The 1,455-nt window shown below is 60.8% G+C and carries 1 pseudogene; it reads right to left on the reverse strand.

Features of this window, described 5'->3' with window-relative positions:
- Window positions 1–1,455: pseudogene (locus tag BGO59_RS16805) on the reverse strand (hypothetical protein); the annotation flags it as partial.

A 1,455-nucleotide genomic window follows, 5' to 3' on the forward strand; every position in this document is an offset into this window, starting at 1 on the left:
CCACACTGGCCGTGGTGGATGCCCCCGCACAGATCACCGAGGGACTGAGAGCTGCAACCAGCGTGAGGTTGTTGAGCACGGTGACGGTAGTGCTGGTTACCGACGAACAGCCGGCCGTGGTTCCGGTCACCGAATAAGTCGTGGTAGCCGTTGGTGAAACCGGGTTGGTGGCCGTCGTACTGCCATTGCTCCACTGGTAGGTGGTGGCTCCACTGGCGATCAGCGTCGTACTTTGCCCCAGGGCAATGGTCAGGCTGGGGGTTGCGGTAATGCTCACGCTGGGTAAGGCATTGACCGTTACGCTGACCGTATTGCTACTGATACAGCCTTCGGCAGTGGCTACGATGGCGGTGAAGTTCTTTACCCCGGTGGTGGTGAAACTGGCCGAAACGACCGCCGTGTTGGTGGGGCCACTGAAACTGGCTCCCGACGGGGCTACCCAGGTGTACGACGGAGCCGGGCTGACGGTTGGGCTGAAGGCAGGACCGCTAGGCGCAGGGCTGGTCAACTGAGCCGTGGCCGTCAGACTCACCGACTTATCGATGCAGACCTGCTGAGCGGAAGTGGTCAGGGTGGTCTGGCAATAGCGCTGTTCGACGGTAACGGTGGAGGTGGACGAACAGCCTGACGCCGAGGTGCCGGTGACCGAGTAAGGGCCGCTGGCGGTAACCGAGATGCTGGCGGTGGGTTCGCCGGTGCTCCATCGGTAGGTGGCCGCTCCCGATGCGGTGAGCGTCGTTGAACCGCCCTGATTGATACTGAAGGAAGGATTACCCGTCACGGTCAGGCTGGGTGGGGTGTTGACCGTGACAGTGACGCTGGTCGTGCTGCGGCAACCCGTTGTGGTGTTGGTAACAGTGACTGAGTAGGCAGTCGTGCTTACTGGGCTAACCTCAATGGCAGAGCTACTTTGACTGTTCGACCAGGCAAAACCACTGCCTCCTGATGCGTTCAGGGTGGTGCTGGTGCCCAAACAGATGGTCAGGCTGGGGGCTGCGGTGATAGTCAGATTGGGTAAGGCATTGATCGTGACGGTGCCGGAAGCGGTGGTGGAGCAGATGCCCACCGTACAGGTGGCCGTGTAGGTTCCGGCCACGCTGGTGGAGAAAACACTGCCTGTTATCCCGCCGGGCCAGGCCACCGAGCCGGTACAACCCGTGGCTGTCAGGCTGACCGTATTGCCCGTACAGGCCGACCCACTGCTCACCGCAAAAGTCGGTAACCGCAGGTCCTGTCCAATGGTGACGGAGGTAGTGCTGATACAGCCGTTGCTGGTAGCGATAGCCGTCACGGAGTATAAGCCCGGATTGCTGACAATCAGGGGATTGCTGGTATTATTTCCGGTCCAGACGTAACTGGCAGCTGTTCCCGATGCCGTTAGCGTAGCGGAGGTAGTCGTGCAGGTGAGCGGCGTCGTGCTGGCATTGATGCTGACCGAGGGAACGGCTGTATTAC

The organism is Spirosoma sp. 48-14, assembly GCF_001898575.1.
In the GTDB taxonomy this organism is placed as follows: Bacteria; Bacteroidota; Bacteroidia; order Cytophagales; family Spirosomataceae; genus Spirosoma.